Consider the following 19738-nt stretch of genomic DNA (forward strand, 5'->3'; position numbering starts at 1 on the left):
GGACGCGCGTTGTGCAGTGCGCTGGCGAGCGTTGTACCGCCACGGAACACGGCTTGCGCGCGCGGGGCAACGCTGTCCCGTTTTGACACAGAGGCTCAGCCGAAGCCGTGCTCCACCGCATAGCGATGCATTTCGACGCGGTTGGCCAGGCCCATCTTCTTGCGGATCAGCGTCTGGTAGTTCGCCACCGTCTTGGTGCTGAGGTAGAGCTGCGCGGCCACTTCCTCGATCGCCGTGCCGCGCGCAAACAGGCGGAACAGGTCGAACTCGCGCGGCGACAAGGCCAGATGGGGTGGCAGCTGGCTGCCGGCATCGACCAGGCCTGCGACATCGTCGGACAGCGCCCGTCGCCCGTTGGCCACCTTGCGCACCGCATCCACCAAGGCCTCCGGCGCGCTGCTCTTGGTCAGGTAGCCGGCGGCGCCGGCCCGCATGGCCTGGCTAACGATGGCGGCGCTGTCGTGCATGCTGAACACCAGGATCCGCAATGCGGGCACCCGCGCGCCCAGCCGCTGCAGCACTTCCATGCCGCCGCGCCCGGGCATCGACAAGTCCAGGATCAGCACGTCGGCGGGATGCTGCGTCAGCCAGGCGTAGGCGGCATCGCTATCGCCGAACTCGGCCACGACGCGCACCCCTTCCTCGAGTTCAAGCAAGCGACGGTATCCGGTGCGCACTACCGCGTGATCATCGGCAAGGACGACGTCGATCGTTTTCATTCGCTCTGGCTCCCATGCGGTTGAACCGGTTGAACCGGCTTGGCGCAGGCCTGCGGCACCAGCGGAAAGCTCGCACTCAGGCGGCAGCCGGGTGTGGCGAGGGCCGCAGCGCAGGCAGGTTCGATGTGCAGCGTGCCGAGATGGGCCCATGCACGCTCCTGCATGCCCCGCAGGCCATGACTGCGCTGCAGGGCCGCGGCGACGTCGGCAATGCCCTGGCCGTCGTCCTCCACGCTCCAGCGCACCGCTTGCCCGGCGGCCGTGGCAGCAATGCGGATCGCCACGCGGCGTGCGCCGGCATGGCGCATCACGTTGGTCAGCGCCTCCTGCGTCATGCGGTACAGCGTCAGGATCAGGTCCGGGCCCGGCGCCACGCCGCCAAGCGCCACCGCATAGTCCACCTGCACCTGCTGGCCCGGCTGGTCGCGCCAGGCCTGCACCAGATCCTGCAGCAGGCGCTCCAGCGAAGCCAGCCGGCCGTCGGGCTGTACGCCGTGCGGCCGCAGCCGGTGCAGCAGATGGCGTACCTCGTGCTGGATCCTGGCGCAATGCCCGGCCAGGTCGTTGGCCACGAGTTGCAGCACGGGCTCATGGACGCTCTTGCGCACCAGGTAGGCGGCATCGGCGCGCATCGCGGTGAGCACCTGGCCGAACTCGTCGTGCAGTTCTCGCGCCAGGCGCGCGCGCTCGCTTTCCTGGGCGGTCAGCAGCTTGCGGCTCAACGCGCGGCGCTCTGCCTGGGTTTCGTCCAGCGTGCCGGCCAGGTGGTTGAGCGCGCGGCGGAGCTGGTCCATCTCGCGCGTGCGCATGGGCGGCAGGCGGGCACTGTAGTCCTTGTCTTCGTAGCGCCGGATAGCCGCCAGGATCTGTTGCAGGGGCGCGAGGGCCCGTCCCAGGGCCCAGTGGATGCCAAGCAGTAGCAGCGCGCCATAGACCGCCAGCACAGCGAGGTTGGCGGCCATGTCGCCGCTGGCTTCCCGGATTTCGCTCTGCGGATTCCAGCGCAAGGCGGCGCGGTAGGTGGCGCCGTCGCGGGTGTGGATCTGCCAGCTGCTTTCCAGTCGCGCCGCATCGGCACCCAAACCCGGTAGCGCAAGCAGGCCGCCCAGGGGGGAGCTATCCCGCGGCTGCGGCGCGCTCACCAGCACCTGGCCCGTTGCATCCTCCAGATGCAGCCACAAATGGCGCATTTGCGCCGATGCGTTGATGGTGCGCAGGGCGGCAAGATGCGCCTCGCGTTCGGCCGGCGCCGCCGTCTGCAAAGCCGAAAGGCGCGGAATCAGCTGCGCCATAGCGTGCGCACCGCGCCGCTCGTCGCCGATGGCGCGCGCCGCGAGCCATAGCGCGACCACCAGCGCGCAGCACAGGCAGGCCGCGCAGATCCAGATGGCGCGGCTTAACAGATAGCGAGACATCGTCATGGCAATGACGCCCCCGGGAGGTTGCAGTGGACGGTAGGGATGGCCTGCGGATCGGGAGGTTTTCCCGAAGCCCGAGGTACGGAACCTGCTCCCCGTCCCTCAAGTTGTTTCCCCCAAGCCGGCACCCAACGCAGGTGCCCCGGCCAATCATTCCGAGGAGATGCAAGATGCCAGCCAACCAACCCCCACCCAGGCGCAGGACCCCGCCGGGACGCGCGACCCTGCGCCGCGGCGCGCCACGGCGCGGCGCGGCCACTGCCATCGCACTGGCCGTGGCATTGCTCGCCGCCCTGCCCGCTGTTGCACAACAGGACAGTGGTGTGCAATCCGGGGACAGTGCCACGCTGCCCGAAGTCATGGTGGTAGCCACCGCGCCGCTGCCGGGCATTGGCGTGGACCGCGACCTGGTGCCGTACACGGTGCAGACGGTCGGTGGCGACGACCTGAACGGCACGCGCACCGGCACCCTCGCCGAATACCTGGCGCGTAACTTCACCGGCGTCAACGTCAACGACATCCAGGGCAGCCCCTTCCAGACCGATGTCACCTACCGCGGCTTTCGCGCCTCGTCGATCCCGGGTGTGCCGCAAGGGCTATCTATCTACCTGGACGGGATCCGCGTCAACGAGCCCTTCGGCGATGTGGTGAGCTGGGACATGATTCCCGAAGCCGCCCTGGAAAGCGTCTCGCTGGTTTCCAGCGCCAACCCCGCCTACGGCCTCAACACGCTCGGCGGCGCGCTGGCCATGACCACCCGCTCTGGCCTCACTTCCCCCGGCTTCACCGCCGATCTCTCCTATGGCAGCGGCAACCGCAAGCGCGCCGACCTGTCGGGCGGCATCCGCAGCGACAGCGGCTGGCACGCCTTCGCCGCCGGCACCCTGTTCCAGGAACACGGCTGGCGCGATCATTCCGAAGGCCGGCTCGGCAACCTGTTCCTCAAGGCCGGGTTTGAGGGCGAGACCAACAGCTGGGACGTCTCCATGCTGCACGGGCGCAGCACCCTGATCGGCAACGGCCTGGTGCCCAGCTACCGCGCGAGCGGCAATGCCATGCTGCCCGGGCTCTACGAGAGCAATCGCGGCGCCGTCTATACCTATCCCGACAAAACCGAAAACATGGTCACCCAGGCCGCCTTCAACGGCCGCCACTGGTTCGACGACAAGACCAGCGCCGCCGTGCTCGCCTATGTGCGCACCAGCCGCCGCGATACCACCAACGGGGACGTGAACCCGGATTACGACGCTTACACGGAAGACTGCGAAGATGGCTTCAAGGCCGACGGCAGCCCGCGCAAGTCCCGCTGCGGCTACACCCGGAGCGAAGGCGCGGCGCTGGATCCGGCGGTGCTGAACACCACGCACATGTGGCAGCAGTCCGTCGGCATGGCGTTCAGCTTCGCCAAGGAGACGGAAAAGCACCTGCTCAACGCCGGGCTGACGTTCGACCGCAGCCGCCTGACTTACTCGCAGTATGAGCAGCTAGGCACCTTTGCCGACGACCGCGGCGTGATCGCGGACCCGAATGCACCGAACGAACTGTTCTCCGGCGTCAGCGGCACCTCGCGCGCGATTGGCGTGTACCTGTCGGACACCTGGGCCGTGACGCCCAGCACCTTCGTGACGGGTTCGGCCCGCTGGAACCACGTGGCCGTGAACAATACGCTGCGCAACAGCGACGGCAGCGAGCAGCCGAGCGAGAGCTTCACCTACCGCCGGCTCAACCCCGCGCTTGGCATGACGCAGAAACTGGGCGCCGGGGTCTCGCTATTTGGCGGCTATGCCCAGAACAACCGCGTGCCGACGGTGCTGGAGCTGGGTTGCGCCGATCCCGCCCAGCCCTGCCGCCTGCCCGCCGGCCTGCAGGCCGACCCTTACCTCAAGCAGGTCGTCTCGCATTCCTATGAAGTGGGCGCGCGCTGGCGGCCCTCGAAGGACACGGAAGTATCCGGCTCGTTCTACCGCATTGATAACCACGATGACATCCTCTTCTTGCGCGCCCCCAACACGCAGCAGGGCTACTTCGCCAACTTCGACCGGACCCGCAACCAGGGCTTCGACCTGTCCGCCCGGCAGCGTTTTGGCAATGTCACGCTGCGCCTCGGCTACAGCTATCTCGAAGCCACCTACCAGGCCACCGGGCAGCTCGCGGTGGGCGAACGGACCATCGACGTCAAGCCGGGCATGCGCATGGCCGGCCTGCCGCGCCACACCATCAAGCTGGGCGCGGACTGGCAGGCACTGCCCGAATTGACCTTGGGCGTCGACCTGGTTGGCGTGTCAAGCAGCGTGACCAGCGGCAACGAAGACGGCCTGCGCGCCGACCCGCAGCCCGGCAAGGCGCCCAAGTACGCGGACTGGAGCACGCCCGGATACGCCACGGTGAACCTGCGGGCGTCCTACCGCGTCAACAAGCATTTCGAGATCTATGCGCGCGTGGCCAACCTGTTCGACCGCCGTTACGAGACCTATGGCCAGATCTCTAACGATCTGTTTCCCAACGGCAACTTGCTGCGTCCGCACGTGACGCCGCAAGACAACGCCAGCGCACTGTTCGTCGCGCCCGGCGCGCCGCGCAGCGCCTGGGTCGGCGTGGTCTACCGCATGTAATCCGACGATGGGAGCGCACCTGGCTACGGTCAATGGGCGATGCCGGCTTCAGGCCATTGGCGGTTAGCCGGGGCGTCTGCGCGCAGACTTCGACCACATGGAGGCTGGCCGTGACGCCCGCCCGGCGGCATCGGGCGGATCACGGCGCGGGTCAGACCAGATGCAGTTCAACCTGGACGTTGCCGCGAGCGCAAACGCGACACAGGACCGCGATGCGTGATGTGGCTTTGTATCGCTCTGTATCCGGCGGCCTGCCGCATACGCAACGTTTCAAATCAGAGGGCTCGGGAAACAGGCGCGATACGTCGGTCGCCGATGCTTCCCATCGGCAGCATTCCCAATGGAGAGAACCATGTCCGAACCGATCAATCAAAAACGGCGCCGCCTGTTTGGCTCGGCCGCGCTCACGCTGGCCGCCGCGCCATTTGGCTTATCTGACCTGGCGCACGCGCAATCCAGCAAGACGGCAGCACGCCTGCCGACCGCACGGCCGGGTACGCATACCCGATTCACGACGATCAAGCAGGTGACGGCCGGCGAACTCGATATCGGCTACGCCGAGGAAGGTCCTGCCGATGGGCCTGCCGTCATCCTCCTGCATGGCTGGCCGTACGACATTCACAGCTTTGTCGACGTCGCGCCGGCGCTGGCGGCGGCGGGGTACCGCGTGATCGTGCCGTACGCACGCGGCTATGGCAGCACACGCTTCATTTCCGATGCGACGTTTCGCAATGGCGAGCAGGTGGCGCTCGCGCTCGACACCCTCGCCCTGATGGACGCGCTGGGCATCAGCAAGGCGATCCTCGCCGGCTACGATTGGGGCGCGCGGACGGCGTGCATCATCGCGGCGCTGTGGCCGGAGCGCTGCAAGGCGCTGGTTTCCGTCAGCGGTTACCTGATCGGGAGTGTCGAGGGCAACCGAAAGCCGCTTGCGCCGCAGGCCGAGCTCCAATGGTGGTATCAGTTCTATTTCGCCACCGAGCGCGGGCGGGTCGGCTATGAGCAGCACCGGCACGCGTTCACGAAACTGATCTGGCAACTCGCCTCGCCGACATGGAACTTCGACGACCGCACGTTCGATCGCAGCGCCGTAGCTTTCGACAACCCGGACCACGTGAGCATCGTGATCCACAACTACCGCTGGCGGCTCGGCCTTGCCGAGGGCGAATCCCGATACGCCGATCTGGAACGGCGGCTTGCTGCGTTTCCGAGCATCGGTGTGCCAACCATCACGATGGAAGGTGACGCCAATGGCGCGCCGCACCCGGAACCGAGTGCCTACGCCAGCAAGTTCTCAGGCAAGTATCAGCATCGGCTCATCACAGGCGGTATTGGCCACAACTTGCCGCAGGAAGCGCCGCAGGACTTTGTCAGCGCCGTGATCGACGCAGACCAGCTCTGACGGCAGGTTGCCTGGTCAGGCACGTTGCCGCGAGCGTGGCCAGGCTGCTTAGAGGTGGACAGCGACACATGGAAACCGGGGCCCCGCCGAGCCACCGAGCAGGCCTGCACCCTCCCCTTTGATCAGCCTAGCCTGACGATCGCTGCCAGCCCGCCCCCTTCACGGTTGCATAGCTTGAGCGAGCCACCGATGGCCGCCGCAAGCTGATGGGCAATCGCAAGGCCCAGGCCGGAGCCGCCGGTCTCGCGGCTGCGCGAGCTTTCCAGCCGGACGAATGGCTGCAGCACGGCTTCGAGCTTGTCTTCCGGGATGCCCGAGCCGCGATCGAGCACCTCGATGATCACGGTGTCGTGCTCGTGGTCCACGCGCAGTTCCGCCGCGCCGCCAAACTTGATCGCGTTGTCGATCAGGTTGGTCAGGATCCGGCGCAGCGCATGGGGGCGCGTCACGATGGCGCCGCCGATGTTCTGCAGGATGCTCACTGTCTTACCGGTGTCCTGATAATCGTAGGCCAGGCTCTCGATGAACGATCCGAGGTCGATTCGCGATGGCTTCTCGCCATCGCCATGCGTGGCGCGCGCGTAAGCCAGCCCTTCCTGCACGAGCCTTTCGATCTCGGCCAGGTCCTGCACCATCTTGCGCTTGCCCTCGGAGTCCTCCGCCAGCTCGGCGCGCAGTTTCATGCGCGTGATCGGCGTCTGCAGATCGTGCGAGATGGCCGCCAGGATCTGCACGCGCTCCTCGATGAACCGGGCGATGCGCTCGCGCATGGCATTGAACGCCCGCGCGGCGCGCGTCAGCTCGGTGGGGCCTGTTTCAGCCAGCGGCGGTGACTTCATGTTGGGATTGAGCGTATCAGCGGCATCGGCCAGTGCCACCAGCGGCCGAATCGACACGCGTACGGCGAACCAGCAGCACACAACCAGCAACAACAGCTGGATCACCAGCACATATGGCAGCCACTGCGCGATCGGGAGCATGCGCGGATGCACGTCGATGGTCAGGGCGCTGCCATCGCTCAGCGTCAGGTGCGCCTGCAGCTGCTTGCCGTCGCCCGGGATCGACTCCACCGTGACGGGAAAGCGGCCATCGCTGGCTTGGGTGATCCGCTCGGCAATATCCTTGCCGCGTTGCGTCATCTCGGGCACGCCAGGTGAGCCCGGCCCCAATATGTATTGATAGTTGCCGCGATTCACGCGCGGCAACCATTGCGCACGCTCGGCGGCGGGAAGGCGGTCCAGGATGGCAATCGAGGTGGCCACGTCGGTTTCCAGCGTGCCGAGCATGACTTCGCGCGCTGTCATGTATCGCTCGGAGAACAGCACGCCAAAGGACAAACCATGCGCGACCACCAGCCCGGCAAGCAAGATCAGGAACAGGCGCGAACCCAGCGAGCGCGGCCAGGGCCAAAGGCGCGTGCGCATTGTGCTCGTTGTGCTCATTGGCGGGCCTCCTTGATCTGCACCGGCGTCGCAAGCACGTAGCCCTCGCTGCGCACGGTCTTGATGTAGCTGGGTTCGCGTGCGTCGTCCCTCAGGCGCTGGCGCAGGCGGCTGACCAGCAGGTCGATGGAGCGCTCGAACATGTCCGCCTCGCGGCCCTGCGTGAGGTTGAGGAGTTGGTCGCGGTTGAGCACGCGCTGCGGATGGTCGACGAACACGCGCAGCAGCCGGTACTCCGCGCCGCTCAGCGTGACGATGGTGCCGTCGCTGTCGATCAGGTGGCGCGCGGTGGTATCCAGTTGCCAGTGACCAAACGCGAGCATCTGCCCTGCTTCGGTAATCTGCAGATTGGGCGGCAGCATCCTGGTGCGGCGTAGCACGGCCTTGATGCGCGCCAGCAGCTCGCGCGCGGCAAAGGGCTTGGCGAGGTAATCATCCGCGCCCATTTCGAGGCCGATGATGCGATCCGTTTCATCGTCGCGCGCGGTCAGCATCAGCACGGGCGTGGCCTTGTGCTTTCCGGATCGCAATTCGCGGCACAGCACCAGGCCGTCATCGCCGGGCAGCATCAGATCGAGCACGATCAGGTCGACGGTATTGGCCTCCAGGAACGACCGCATGTGGCGGCCATCCGGCGCCACCGTCACGCGCAAGCCGTTCTTGGTGAGATAGGCCGAGACGAGTTCACGGATTTCCCGGTCGTCATCGACGATCAAGATATGGTCGATGTGCGCTTCCATCGGGTTCACCTCGGCAGGATTGGGCGTGTTCGGCCAGTCGGTTTCGTCGCCATTGTATGGCGGCCTTCGGCCCCGCGTGTATCGCAATGTATCCGGCCGCCGCACTGGCACACAGAGGTACATACCCGCTTGTTTGCCACACATCCAGGCGATGTCCGCGGTGCCTGATGGAGGGCTTGCCCAGCCGCACCTCCCGAAGCCGGTTGAGCGCGTGATGGATTCCCAAGCCCCGATCTCTCCGCCCAAGGCGGCTTATCGGCTGTCCTGCGCACCGGGGACTGAAGCGGGATTCGACTGCTTGCGAATCTCGGTGGTCGTGCGGCCCCCGAAACCCCAGTTGTCGGTATCCACCTCCTCGATCGCGATGTGCGTCCATTCGGGCGGTTTGTGCAGCACGCGCTCCAGGGTCTCGGTCACTTCCTTGATGACCTGGGCTTTCTGCTCGGCGGTGGTTCCCTCGCGGGTAATGCGAATGCTGACGAAAGGCATGGCCGCCTCCTGCATGGATTGACGTTTCGAGATGAGCGCGATGGATTCCGGGCCGCGGCAGGACACACGTCCGGCCGCGGCTGCCGGCTTCAGCGGCCTGCGCTGAAGCCGCCGTCCACCGGCAGCACGGTGCCGGAGACAAAGTCGGCCTTTGCCAGGTAGAGCACGGCGTCGCTGATCTCGGCGATGTTGGCGATGCGGCCCAGCGGGTGCAGGCTGCCGAGTGCGGCATGGGTTTCGGCGGCATGCATCGGGGTGTCCACGACGCCCGGGGCGACCGCGTTGACCGTCACGCCGTGGGGCGCCAGTTCCAGCGCAAGCGCGCGCGTGGCCTGGTTGATGCCGCCCTTGAGGGCCACGGCCAGCAGCGCTGGCACGCCGCCGTGCGGCTGAAGCGCCAGAGACGCGGTGATGTTGATGATCTTGCCGCGCTTGCGTTCGCTCATGTGCCTGGCCGCTTCCTGGGACGGATACAGCACGCCCTTCAGGTTGGTGGAGATCTGCTCCTCCACTTCGTCCGGCGTGAACTGCACGAAGGGCTTGGCCGTGAAGATGCCCGCGTTGTTCACCAGCACGTCGACCTTGCCGTACTTGGCAATGGCCTGCGCGAAGACCTGGCGCGCCGATTCGGGCTTGCCGACGTCGCCCGCGACACCCAGGAAGCGCTCGCCGGCATTCAGCCGTTCAGCGGTGGCTTGCAGGCGCTCGGTGGAACGGCCGGTGCCGACGACGTTGTAGCCCGCCTTGAGGAAGGCTTCGGCCAAGCCCAGGCCGATGCCGCTGGTGGCGCCGGTGATGATGACGGTGTTGTCGGTGTTGTCGGTGTTGTCGGTGTTGTCGGTGTTGTCGGTGTTGTCGGTGTTGCTCATGATGGTCCTCCGATGGATCCAAATTCAGGTTCAGATTCAGGTTCAGGGTCCGGTGCCGGACTCCAGAGCCGTCACCGGTGTGGAGGGACTATATTGCTGCTGTTGAGCGCAATAAACGGGGTTTGCTACACTTGTCCTATTACATGACGTAAAGAATATGCATCGGCAATTCGACGACATCCTGCTCGGCAGCATCGAGCTCTTTTGCCTGGCCGCCGAGGCCGGCAGCTTCACGGCGGCTGCCAATACCGCAGGCGTCACGCCTGCCGCCGTCAGCCGCTCGATCTCGCGCCTGGAAAAGCGCCTGGGCGTGCGCCTGTTCGTGCGCTCCACGCGCAGCATCCGGCTGACCGAAGGTGGCAAGGAATACTTCGAGCAATGCCGCGCCGCGCTCAATCAGCTGGTCGAAGCCGAGCGCAAGGTCACCGGCGAGCAGGTGCAGCCCTCGGGCACGATCCGCATCAGCGCGCCGACCACCTATGGGCACCATCGGCTGTTGCCGCTCCTGCCCGCGTTTCGCGCCAGGTACCCGCTGATCAAGGTGGAAGCCCACATCAGCAACCGCAACGTCGATTTCCATGAGGAGAACTTCGACGTGGCGATCCGCTTGCGTGCGCAGCCGGACTCGATGATGGTCTCCCGGCACCTTGAAGACGCGGCACTGGTGGTGGTCGCGAGTCCCGCCTATCTGAAGCGCGCCGGGGTACCTAGAATGCTGTCGGACCTGGACCAGCACGAGTGTATCCAGTTCGATCTACCGAGCAGTGGGCGGCAGATCTCCTGGCTGTTCAAGGAAGGTGAGCACGAGAAGGAGATCTTCTCGACGGGCAACTACATGTGCGCGGAAGACGTGCTGGCCGGCGTGACGCTGGCCAAGGCGGGCGCGGGGCTGTTCCAGACCTACCAATTCGTCGTCGAGCGGGACCTGGCGCAAGGCGATCTGGTCGAGGTACTGCAAGCTTTTGCCGGGCGCATGCGCCCCGTCAGCCTGATGTATCCGCACGGCCGTTTGCTGCCATCGCGCGTGCGTGCGTTCGTCGATTTCATGATGGAACAGGCGCGTCCGCCGACGGCTGATCAACACGGGGCTTGATGACGTTGGCAGCCGTATTGAGCATGATTTTCGGTGCATCGGTCGCGCCTTTTTGCTCACATTCCGCAGCGAATCACCCAAACGCCACAATCCTCGCGCCCAACGATCCCAGCCCCCCCACAGGGGCGTAAGGAAATGTATCCAGCGTTGCGAGCTTGTGCGTCTCGATGGAAAGTGTGTTGGCATTTCCATGACGCAGCCGCTGGCTGTAAAGCAAGCAGCCCATCCCCTTCGCCGGAGACGAAGATGCTCAGCCCACATGAAATCGCCGCCTTGATGATACTCAAGAGTGCAAACGAGAATCTTGATTTAGACCCCGCTGACCTCAAGACTCTTGAGCGACAGCGGCTTGTAAAACGACATCGAGCCGCGCAAGACCTGGGACAAGTTCGCCTCACGAACGAGGGGCGAGACTATCTGGACACGGTCGCCAAAATGTGTTGACGCGTGGCCTGTGCGGGCCACGCCCACTCGCCCGTCAGAATATCGTCTAGGAACAGAGGACGGCCTGGCCGATCCGGCGGCCTACTGCCAGCAACCGGGCGCCCACCTCACCGCGCTCGCGCCCGATCGACCACGGCGGCGCGCCATCGCGCGCCCGTGGCTGGTGGTCGAGAAGATCCTCGCAGAGAAGGAGACGCTGCGCGCGGACCGGCGTGCCCGACCGCTACCAGGGCGCCGAGGACCGGGATCTCAGCCTGGTCGATCCCGACAACCGCCGTCCCGTGGATTTCGAGTCGCTGCGCGTCCGGCTGGTTGACACATCTGGGTGGCCCGAATGGCTTGCCAACTGGCAGAACGGCCGCGTCAAGCTGCAGTTGATCCGCAGCGGCTTGGCCGCATGGCAGGCACATGCGGGGTTGTTTGTCGCCGGCGACTATGACCCCATCGCGCTGGCCGGCCTGCTCGCCGCGCACGCGCTTGCATTCATGCGCCGTCGTGGGCAAGAGCAGGCATTGGTGGCCGGCACCCGACTGGCCGCCCGGTTGGCCGAGAGCGACCGGTCCATTCTCGCGCCAGCACAATGGCGCGACACCGTCCTGCGAGTCGGACACGGGGACGACAGTCATTGGGTGGATGTCCTGACCAGCCGCCCGCTGGACACGCGCGCCGGCCGCTTGGCCTTGGCCAAGGTGCTGGAGATGCTGCCAGTGGCGCTACTGTTGCGCACCCGGTGACGCGCATCTGATCTGCGGCATTGGGAAAATGCCGCATGGCCCTTGCGACGTCGGCCGGCTACCAATTCAAATGCACGTTCCGATCACCCATCCGCAATTGGGTGTGCTTTTCTACGCCATTGTAGGTTGCCACGACCTGATAAGTCGCCCTTGGTGCTTTGATGAGGCAGCGCGGCCCACTCGAACGGAAGGATGCAACCTCGACTCCGTTGCGCGAAAGGGTGATTGCCACATCGGATAGATACTCACCGCGCGCGCCCTCAGTGAATAACAGTCCCATATCAAAATCCTTCGATTCCGACTTGATTGCCTGCTGCTCGTCCTCACCAACACCTCCGCAAACGTAGCTGACCGGGCCTATGGTCTGGCGCGCAAGATCGGTTGCGTGTGCGCCAGGGCTCGCCAACAAGGCAACAAGTGCGCCGGCAGTAAGCGCGCAGAGGCTGTTCTGCTTGAGCGTCGGCCTGCCCATAGGGAACAGGCGGCGCCATACATGAATATGACGAATTGCTTGCATGGAGTATCTCCAACTATATCCATACAAATTTGACGACTTTACATTGGAATTGTTCTTCCTTATTTTAAATTACTTAATTCTATTAAGTACATCAACCAATAGATAATAATTATACTTAATCATGTGTGTTTCGTTGTCAAAAATCGACAATCTGACCCGAACCGACAGATTATAAAATAGTGGAATATCCACTCGTTGACAAATCGATGCACGCCGCCGATCGCTCCCCGAATCGAAGGCATGGCGAGCGGCGGGTTCCCGATCATGTTGGTGCCACACCCCGGGAGTTTCCCCGGGGCGGGCCGGTTGCGGACTAGCGCGATAACACCTTCAGCTCGTCGTTCACCGAACTCACCCCCTCGACATTACGCGTAGCATCGATTGCGATCTGGTGCTGTTCCTTCGTCGGCACCGAGCCGCTCAGGTTGACCGTGCCGTTTTTGGTCTTCACGTGAATGCCCGTGGACTTCAAGTCCTTGGTGGCAAGCAGCTTAGTCTTCACCTTGGTTGTAATGGCGCTGTCGCTGACGGATTGCTCGGCCTTCTCTGCGCTCATTTCAGTGGCGGCCGCAAGCCGCTGGTCGCGGTCACCCTCGGCCTGGCCCGGCATGACAGGGGCCGGGCTGGGTGGCGCAGCCATGGTGGTGTCGGTGGCGACGCGCATGATGCCGCCCGTATCGAGCGCGAACGCGCCGCCAGCAGCTGCCGCCATCGCTGCAGCGACACAAGTCATACGCAGGGTAAGTGCCGGAATCTTCATCGCTCTCTCCTGATGGTGTGGTCACACGGTTCGTCATGAGGACTCGCGGGAGATGCATGCATCGAAACCACCAGTTCTCGTGAGCCGCAAGAACATGAACCGCAAGGAGCGTACCTGCCGACAGGCGCGGGAAGCCGCGGCGACCTGCTGCGTTTGTCACGCTCGGGCCACGCCGCTATATGTAATTTGGAGCCGGATTTTGTAATTTCGGCCAACACATAAGCGAAACCAACACCGCCTCTGCACGCCGAGGATTGCTATCCCAGGCACCAGAGGAGCGACATTTACGTGGCGCCCCGGCCGGGTTTCGGTAACCGCCCGGCAGGATTAAATAGGAGTGCCGTCCGGGCCACGGTATGCGCTGTCAAGGGGCGGAGCGATGTCGGAGCTATTCGCCGAAGGCGATGCCGTCGCAGTCCTATGCGAGCAGGGTGTTGACTAGTGCGAGCGGCTTGCCTCCTTGTTTGTCAAGCGCGTTCGCGCGGCCTTGCGGGCCGCTTCGGAGCGTACAGCCGGCCCCTTGGTGCTAGCGGCCTTTTTGGCGGAAGCTGAACGATCAGCAGCAGTGCGGGTGCTTGCCGCGCGCTTGGCCTGGGCGGACAGCGCCTGACGTGACACGCCTGCTGTGCCCTCGCGCTTGAGCGCCTTGATGGCAGCGCGCGCGCGCGTGGCCTTGCTTTCTGAGCTGGCCCGTCGCGGCGTCACCTTGCCGTTGCCACCCTTGCCGGCGGATTTGGGCGCTGAACTGGTGCCTGCGGGCTTGGTCTGCGTCCTTGTAGCGCCCTTCTTCGGCGGCACCTCAATGCCAGCGCGGCGTGCCTCCGACAACCCGATCGCTATGGCCTGCTTTGCCGAGCGCACGCCGTGCTTACCCCGGCGCACTGCTTCGATCGCATCGTGAACGAAATGGCCTGCCTGCGTGGTCGGTGCCTTGCCCGCTCGCTGGTCTGCTCTGGCCTTGGCTATGCTTGATGCTCTGGGCATGGTCGTCTCCATGACTGTCCGCGGTCATCCGGCAACGGGTCATGGCAGATGCGACGTCCGCGGCGCCGATATCGGAGCCCGCCATCTGCCAGCGGGCTAAGAATGCTCGACGCAATTGCCGTTCCAGGCTCGCATCCGTGGGACCGCTTGGAAGCACTGCGTCCGCAGCACAGCAATTGTGTTCCCTGGCAGCATAGGTCGCCGGGCACTCCGAGAGTCTTGCCGATCTCACTGCCTTCCCGGCACAGAGCCCCTCGCTGCCTCCCGCTCAGCCATGGTGGGCCGCCGGCAAGAGACCAGGCCGAGTGCTGACAACTAGGTAGGACGGTGTCCGATGGCGAGTTTTTACCGCCTTTCCTACCCTGTAGTTACCGTCTCCAGAGGAGTTCAGATGCGAAGAGACATTATGGTTTGTGCCGTGCGCGCCGGTTGGATCTTGAAAACCTGTGGTGCGGCCACCGCAATCTTGGAATTCGAAGGCAAAGACGAAGCAATCCACATTGGTCAGTCCCTGGCATCACGCTACGGCGTGAATCTCATCATCGAAGAATCGCACGGTACGTTGCAGTTCGCTCGCCCGGCTTTGGAATTGGCGGCGTGAGCGATGTCCTGTAGAAGCCTCCCCCGCGTGGGCAGGTCCGCATGATCCTGCCAGCGATTTCGCCCCGTCGTCCCATCCCTGCGTCGGCGGGGCGCTTTTCCTGTGAAGGGTGCGCCCTGATATCTGCGATGGCTATTTCTCGACCTCCAGGCCGTCCACCACGGATTGCACGCCCTCCACTGCACGGATGGCGTTCAAAGCTGTCAGCTTCTCTGAATCGTTTCGAACCTTGCCATCGAGATGCACAACACCGTTTTCGGTTCTCACTCGGATCGCGGTGGGCCGGAGTCCCTTCGTGGCAAGGAGCTCGGCTTTGACTTTCGTCGTGATCGCGTTGTCACTGAGCTTCGTCGCTAACTCGGTAGGCGGTGCCATGCTGTCAGACTCGGTGCGCACCGGCGTTCCAGGCGAGCTGTTCATGAGCAAAGCGCCATCCGTTGCGGCTAGAATTCCGGCACCCGCCAAACTAGTAGCAGCCGAAGCGGCAAGCAAGCCGGCAACACTAGCAAAGCATATCCTTTGAATTGATTTCATCACTGTCTCCTGCTGTTATTCGCGCAGGCCGCGACACATATCCCCCGGGCAACGCGCCCCTGCAATTGCTCCTTCTCCTATATAAAAGGGACCATCCAGAAAAACAGTGAGTTCCGCAGTGACGTGGCTACGTTACACACGGAAATAGGTATTGCGATTCGGTCACAATGGAAGGCTCTAAGACGCGTGAAAAAGTGTATTGGCTGGAGCCTCTAACCTGGCGTGATCGCTGCCGTCGATCTGGATCAGTTCGCTGAGACACGTCCGACGGTTGCGCGGCTGGTGAAGCTTGGGCGGGCGCCGCCTGTGCAGTACCCCGAAGCCTGCGTCGACCATGATCCGCTGCACCGTCTCGTTGTCCAAGTGGACGCCGTGTCGCTCGCGCAGCTTAACGCAGGGCCAGCGCCGGGCCAAAAATCGGCGGGGCGATCATCAGTGCGACATGTTTTTGTATGTCGTGAGTCACTTGGCAACATGTGGCCGGCCCGACACGACTGAGTCTTCTTAGCGTGGCGAAGGCCCGGCACCGGCCGCAAGCCGCGGTCCGGCGCATTCGCCGATAGCCGTCGTCGCAAAGCGACCGGGCTAGCCACGGCCCCGGGGTTACCAGAAATGCTGCAACCCTGCGAATGTCCTATTATGCACTACAGTGAATTCGGAATTTTTCGGGTACTTCTGCCGGTTATCGAGCCTTGGGATATTTGCCTTTCTTCCCTTTTGGTGCGGACCCTACGAGAACAATGACGTGCAGGGAACTCGGCGGAAAATGCGACCAAAAGCTGTCGGCCAGTTCTTGGGATGAGATGATCAAGGTCATGACGAGACACGTCCTGGAGAAGCACCCGGACGTAGCAAAAATGATGGAGAAAATGCATAACGAAGATCCTACGAAATGGGGCAAGGAAATGAGGAAAAAATGGGATGCGGCTCCGGAAACCTAATGCGGATAATATCGCCCAGACTTTGCCAAAAATCCTTGCTGCTTGACACAGCGCGGGACTTTTGCCACGGGTTGCTAAGATAAGACATAGGAGATATGTCAATGAAAACGCCAAAAAACATCGACGTGCTTTTCGTCGCCGGTTTTGGCCCGATCGTTCGCGACCCGGCCGCAAGCCGAAAATTCTATTCCGAGGCATTGGGACTGTCGTTCCAGGAAGATGCCGACGGCTATCTGCATACGGGAGGGCTAGATGGCGTGAAGCATTTTGCCCTGTGGCCGTTGGCGCAGGCGGCTGAATCCTGTTTTGGCACGGATCAATGGCCTGGCAATCTTCCCGTGCCACAAGCGTGGATCGAATTTGACGTGGCGGATATCGAAAATGGCACAGCGGAACTGAAGTCGCAGGGCTACACACTGCTGGTTGCGACGCGAGCGGAACCCTGGGGTCAGACCGTCACGCGGCTGCTGGGACCGGAAGGTCTGCTGGTGGGCATAACCCATACGCCCTCGATGCGCAAGTGAACTCGTGCGCCCTCACTCTCCGAGTCCATTCCAGAGCGATCATGCCCGAGATGCCATCTCGAGCGAACAGCACGCTTTTGGCGCGTTCCCATTGCGTTTCCGGACGTGTAGCGTCCGCCGCGCCGCAACAAGACCCACTCGGCATGCCCAACCACGGAGTACCGTTCATGCGACATCACCTCGGGTTCGGCGTGGGCCGATGGGGCGGCCGGCATCACCTGTTGCATCTTGCACTTTGCATGGCCTTGCTAGTGGGCATCGCCCATGCGGCCCATGCCCAGGAGATTTACGTGCTTGGCGGGCTGCAGCAAACGCCGTCGCTGGGAGAGAAAACATACGGCTACACTTACGAGTACGCCCATAACCTGACCGACAACGTCTACGCCTCCTTCTCGTACCTGAACGAGGGCCACGTCACCAACCATCATCGTGACGGACATAGCGCGCAGTTATGGGGACGATTGCTGTCGACGGACCGGCGGCTTTCCTTCTCGCTTGGGGTCGGTCCCTACCGCTATTTCGATACCACGGTGAGAACGGCCGAAGGCGGTGTCAATGACCAGCATGGCTGGGGAATCCTGATCAGCGCGGCGGCCAACTGGTATATCAACGGCGGCCCTTGGATCGTCCAGGCCCGATACAACCGGGCGCAGGCATTTGGCAGCATCGACACCAACACCTTCCTGATTGGCGTGGGCTATCAGCTCGATCGAGGGAGCAGGGATGGCCCGGTGGTGCCACCGCCTTCGTACACCCTCAACACGACCAGCAACGAGCTCACGGTCTTTGGCGGCACCACCATTATCAACAACTTCGATTCACCCAGCGGCACCGCTTTCGCGGTGGAGTACCGCCGCGGCATCCTGCCCTATGTAGACCTCACTGCCACCTATCTGAACGAGGGCGATGCCCGGGTTGTACGCCGGCAAGGTGTCGCAGCGCAGGCCTGGCTGGTGCGGCCGTTCTTCAATGACCGTCTGACGCTGGGGATCGGACTGGGCCCTTATGTGGCGCGGGACCGGGACGAGGGCGGCGGCATCACGCACACGCTCGGCCTATTCACCATGTCGGCGAGCTATCGCATCAGCCGGTCCTGGACCACCCGCTTCTCCTGGCACCGCACCGTCACGACCAATAGCCGCGATTCCGATGTGATGGTGCTCGGCCTAGGCTATCGGTTCTAAGATCCCGGCTGATCAATCAAGGATGGGCGATATAGACTGACTAGACTGACGATCGTTGTACGTTGACGGGCTTGTATGAGGTTGATTGTGCCTCAACGGTATGTCACTTCACGATGCCGGGACCATGCGGGCTGTGGAAGACGGCTAAAGACTGGTGAACACTATGGAAAGCTTCCTGGTACGGCAGGCCACGCGCAGACAAGCAATGCTTGCCGGTATCACTGCGCTACTTATCCTGTGCGTCTTCGCGATCGCCGTCCCTCGGGCAACCCAGGTGCTACCCGCGGTTCCCACCTTCATGCCGATGTGCGCGCTGACGGTATTCACCACCGCCTGTATCGCCAGTTTTTTGCTCGGCGCGCAATTTACGGTGACCCGGCAGCCAATCCTTGGAGCACTGGGTGGGGCATACGCGTTTACCGCATTGGCGGTGGCTTTGCAGCTGCTAACGTTTCCCGGTGTTTTCACCCCTGGGGGCCTCTTTGGCGCCGGTCCGAATAGCGCCGCGTGGATGTGGGTCTTCTGGCATGGCGGCTTTCCGTTTTTTGTGATTCTCGCAGTGGCGGTGCGCAGTTTATCCATGAAAGAGCTGATCCGCCCCAAGAATGTCAGCCTATGGGCATGGGGGCTAGTCGGTGGGCCCGTCGCAATTGGTGTGGTGTTGTGTGGGCTGGCTCTATACGGTGATCTGCCATCCGCCCTGAACGCAGCGGGAGACGCCGGGGCCTACGAGAAAAATGCAACCGCGCTGGCGATATGGTCGCTCAATGTCGTTGCCATTGCTATCGTGTTGCTGAGCGGTCGCCTGCGGGCCGTACTTGACATATGGCTATCGATTGCCTTGCTCGCTTGCCTCATCGATACCAGCTTGAACCTGCTGAGTGCCGCCAGGTTCAGCGTGGGCTGGTATCTCGCCAGGATTTTCAGCATGTTTGCCCCGGGTGTACTCGTGTGCGTTCTAGTGTGGGAGGTCACCGTTCTGTACCAGCGTCTATTTGCGGCCCATGCCAGCCTGCTGCAAACATCTGTCCATGACGGGTTGACGGGGATCTATAACCGAAGCTATTTCAATGAGCACTTCACCAAGGAATTCGACCGTGCGAAGCGCAAGAACTTGCCACTATCGCTAATCATGATCGATGTCGATCATTTCAAGCTCTACAACGACACCTTGGGCCACCTAAAAGGGGATGCTTGCCTTGTCGCAGTGGCGACTGCTCTTGCTGGGGTCGTTCGCCGGCCGGCGGACCTAGTCTGCCGTTACGGCGGAGAGGAATTTGTGATAGTTCTCCCGGATACAGACCGTCGTGGCGCTTCCGAGGTCGCGGCGCAAGCGCTCCAGATGGTGACGCAGTTAAAGCTCGACGCTCCGACTCCGGTTGGCTATGTCACAGTCAGCGCCGGCTGCGCAACCCTTCGGCAAGAACGCTTCCCCGACGAGCTTGTCGAGGCGGCCGATGCTGCGCTGTACAGAGCGAAAGGCGCTGGGCGAAATCGTGTTTATCTCGCGAAGACTGAATGAATGTTCCTGCGTGCCCTGTCGCATTGGTCGCTTCACATTGATGGGTGAATGCGTTTAGGCGCAGCCTCTAAATACGCGCCACGCGCGGCAGTGGATTCAAGATCGCGACCGTCAAAGAGCACAATAGTAACGACGCGCCTGCGCCAGGCGTCGATCTTTGGCTAGAGACCGGATAGCACGCCATCTGCACAACCATATCCGGTGTCTTG

General features: G+C 63.2%; 18 protein-coding genes. 8 read left to right on the top strand and 10 right to left on the bottom strand.

What is annotated here, in order from left to right; translation table 11 throughout:
• Positions 1-95: 95 nt before the first annotated feature.
• Together AC1RQC_RS00915 and AC1RQC_RS00920 are read right to left on the bottom strand one after the other, a co-directional pair.
• Positions 96-719: a response regulator gene (locus AC1RQC_RS00915; RefSeq protein WP_492882286.1), complete on the bottom strand. Its 624-nt coding sequence runs from the start codon at positions 717-719 to the stop codon at positions 96-98.
• Positions 716-2140 (bottom strand): histidine kinase, encoded by a 1425-nt coding sequence (locus AC1RQC_RS00920; RefSeq protein WP_492882287.1) that lies wholly within the window; start codon positions 2138-2140, stop codon positions 716-718. Before AC1RQC_RS00920 ends, AC1RQC_RS00915 begins: the two co-directional genes overlap by 4 nt.
• A gap of 167 nt (positions 2141-2307) precedes the next feature.
• On the opposite strand from AC1RQC_RS00920, the gene AC1RQC_RS00925 reads away from it, so the two are divergent.
• Both AC1RQC_RS00925 and AC1RQC_RS00930 read left to right on the top strand, forming a co-directional pair.
• Positions 2308-4749: a TonB-dependent receptor gene (locus AC1RQC_RS00925; RefSeq protein WP_492882288.1), complete on the top strand. Its 2442-nt coding sequence runs from the start codon at positions 2308-2310 to the stop codon at positions 4747-4749.
• Between the two features lie 352 nt (positions 4750-5101).
• Positions 5102-6151, top strand: a complete 1050-nt coding sequence (locus AC1RQC_RS00930; RefSeq protein ID WP_492808541.1) for an alpha/beta fold hydrolase — start codon at positions 5102-5104, stop codon at positions 6149-6151.
• Positions 6152-6273: 122 nt separating this feature from the next.
• Here the strand turns inward: AC1RQC_RS00930 and AC1RQC_RS00935 are convergent, their stop codons facing one another.
• The 4 genes from AC1RQC_RS00935 to AC1RQC_RS00950 form a co-directional block, all read right to left on the bottom strand.
• Entirely contained in the window at positions 6274-7575 is a 1302-nt protein-coding gene (locus AC1RQC_RS00935; protein ID WP_492882358.1) for an ATP-binding protein, read from the bottom strand.
• Between the two features lie 14 nt (positions 7576-7589).
• Positions 7590-8333 (bottom strand): response regulator, encoded by a 744-nt coding sequence (locus AC1RQC_RS00940; RefSeq protein WP_492882289.1) that lies wholly within the window; start codon positions 8331-8333, stop codon positions 7590-7592.
• 252 nt (positions 8334-8585) lie between these two features.
• The gene (locus AC1RQC_RS00945; protein WP_492372479.1) at positions 8586-8822 is read right to left on the bottom strand and encodes a tautomerase family protein; all 237 of its coding nucleotides are present in this window, start codon (positions 8820-8822) and stop codon (positions 8586-8588) included.
• 89 nt (positions 8823-8911) lie between these two features.
• Entirely contained in the window at positions 8912-9691 is a 780-nt protein-coding gene (locus tag AC1RQC_RS00950) for an SDR family NAD(P)-dependent oxidoreductase (protein WP_492882290.1), read from the bottom strand.
• Between the two features lie 157 nt (positions 9692-9848).
• Here AC1RQC_RS00950 and AC1RQC_RS00955 point away from each other — a divergent pair, with 157 nt between their 5' ends.
• Both AC1RQC_RS00955 and AC1RQC_RS00960 read left to right on the top strand, forming a co-directional pair.
• Positions 9849-10784: a LysR family transcriptional regulator gene (locus tag AC1RQC_RS00955; RefSeq protein ID WP_492372477.1), complete on the top strand. Its 936-nt coding sequence runs from the start codon at positions 9849-9851 to the stop codon at positions 10782-10784.
• Between the two features lie 656 nt (positions 10785-11440).
• Positions 11441-11962, top strand: coding sequence for a hypothetical protein (locus AC1RQC_RS00960; protein ID WP_492882291.1), 522 nt, complete (start codon positions 11441-11443; stop codon positions 11960-11962).
• A gap of 58 nt (positions 11963-12020) precedes the next feature.
• Here the strand turns inward: AC1RQC_RS00960 and AC1RQC_RS00965 are convergent, their stop codons facing one another.
• The 3 genes from AC1RQC_RS00965 to AC1RQC_RS00975 all read right to left on the bottom strand — a co-directional run bounded on the left by AC1RQC_RS00965 (position 12021) and on the right by AC1RQC_RS00975 (position 14223).
• Positions 12021-12434 (bottom strand): hypothetical protein, encoded by a 414-nt coding sequence (locus tag AC1RQC_RS00965; RefSeq protein WP_492826505.1) that lies wholly within the window; start codon positions 12432-12434, stop codon positions 12021-12023.
• Positions 12435-12792: 358 nt separating this feature from the next.
• Complete coding sequence (locus tag AC1RQC_RS00970; protein ID WP_492808546.1) at positions 12793-13239, bottom strand: BON domain-containing protein; 447 nt, start codon at positions 13237-13239, stop codon at positions 12793-12795.
• 438 nt (positions 13240-13677) lie between these two features.
• Complete coding sequence (locus AC1RQC_RS00975) at positions 13678-14223, bottom strand: DUF6496 domain-containing protein (RefSeq protein ID WP_492372528.1); 546 nt, start codon at positions 14221-14223, stop codon at positions 13678-13680.
• A 391-nt stretch (positions 14224-14614) separates the two neighbouring features.
• Here AC1RQC_RS00975 and AC1RQC_RS00980 point away from each other — a divergent pair, with 391 nt between their 5' ends.
• A complete protein-coding gene (locus AC1RQC_RS00980; RefSeq protein ID WP_492372473.1) occupies positions 14615-14824 on the top strand; it encodes a DUF2188 domain-containing protein in 210 nt (69 codons plus the stop codon).
• A gap of 132 nt (positions 14825-14956) precedes the next feature.
• On the opposite strand, the gene AC1RQC_RS00985 is transcribed toward AC1RQC_RS00980, so the two are convergent.
• Positions 14957-15358: a BON domain-containing protein gene (locus AC1RQC_RS00985; protein ID WP_492882292.1), complete on the bottom strand. Its 402-nt coding sequence runs from the start codon at positions 15356-15358 to the stop codon at positions 14957-14959.
• A gap of 1042 nt (positions 15359-16400) precedes the next feature.
• Here AC1RQC_RS00985 and AC1RQC_RS00990 point away from each other — a divergent pair.
• From AC1RQC_RS00990 to AC1RQC_RS01000, 3 genes are all read left to right on the top strand, one after another.
• On the top strand, positions 16401-16823 hold the full coding sequence (locus tag AC1RQC_RS00990; RefSeq protein ID WP_492882293.1) for a VOC family protein: 423 nt from the start codon (positions 16401-16403) through the stop codon (positions 16821-16823).
• Between the two features lie 167 nt (positions 16824-16990).
• Positions 16991-18007 (top strand): TonB-dependent receptor, encoded by a 1017-nt coding sequence (locus AC1RQC_RS00995; RefSeq protein ID WP_492882294.1) that lies wholly within the window; start codon positions 16991-16993, stop codon positions 18005-18007.
• A 163-nt stretch (positions 18008-18170) separates the two neighbouring features.
• Positions 18171-19529, top strand: a complete 1359-nt coding sequence (locus tag AC1RQC_RS01000) for a sensor domain-containing diguanylate cyclase (protein ID WP_492882295.1) — start codon at positions 18171-18173, stop codon at positions 19527-19529.
• Positions 19530-19738: the final 209 nt, after the last annotated feature.

This window comes from Cupriavidus sp. GW822-FHT03E04 (assembly GCF_058801495.1).